The sequence below is a fragment of the Streptomyces sp. GC420 genome, from assembly GCF_009916105.1.
Classification (GTDB): Bacteria; Actinomycetota; Actinomycetes; order Streptomycetales; family Streptomycetaceae; genus Streptomyces.
The window spans coordinates 1-565 of sequence record NZ_JAAAXQ010000827.1; the positions used below are offsets into that span (position 1 = coordinate 1).

The 565-nt window shown below is 75.8% G+C and carries 1 protein-coding gene; it reads right to left on the reverse strand.

Annotated elements, in window-relative coordinates; translation table 11 throughout:
• Window positions 1-514: MBL fold metallo-hydrolase (locus GUY61_RS38835; protein WP_166634964.1), on the reverse strand; the 514-nt coding region annotated here is incomplete at its 3' end.
• Window positions 515-565: the final 51 nt, after the last annotated feature.

The following is a 565-nucleotide window of genomic DNA, read 5'->3' on the forward strand; positions in this document are numbered from 1 at the left end:
GGGCGGGGCCGTAGATGTGGACGGGGCGGGTGAACGGCTGGTAGCCGCCGAAGCGGAGCCACAGCAGGCTGTGGAGGTCGGCGAGGTGGTCGGAGTGCAGGTGGGTGATGAAGACGGCCGTCATCCGGTCGGCGGTCAGGCCCGCGAGGTCGTACTGGCAGAAGGTTCCCGGGCCGCAGTCGACGAGGTAGGCGCGGTCCTCGACGAGCAGTACGGAGGCGATGCCGGAGCGGCCGCGCATCGGCACCGGGCCGCCGGCGGTGCCGAGGAGGATCAGTTCGGTGCCGCCGCGCGGCGGGCGCGGGCCCGTGGTGCCGCCGGGACCGGTCGCCGTGGTGGCGGCGGCCCCGGCGGGCAGGGCGCCGGCCGCCGCGGTGGCGGTGAGGCCGGAGAGCGCGGCCGCCGAGCGCAGGATCGTACGGCGGCGGGGCCGGATGTGTGCCCGGGCCTCGGTCTGGGCGTGCACCTGGCCCTGGGCCTGGGCTTGGACAGGGGTGTGCGGCTCTGTGTGCATGGGCCTTCCCGGAAGGTGTGAGAGGCGAGGGGGGAATGGACGGCGTTGCGG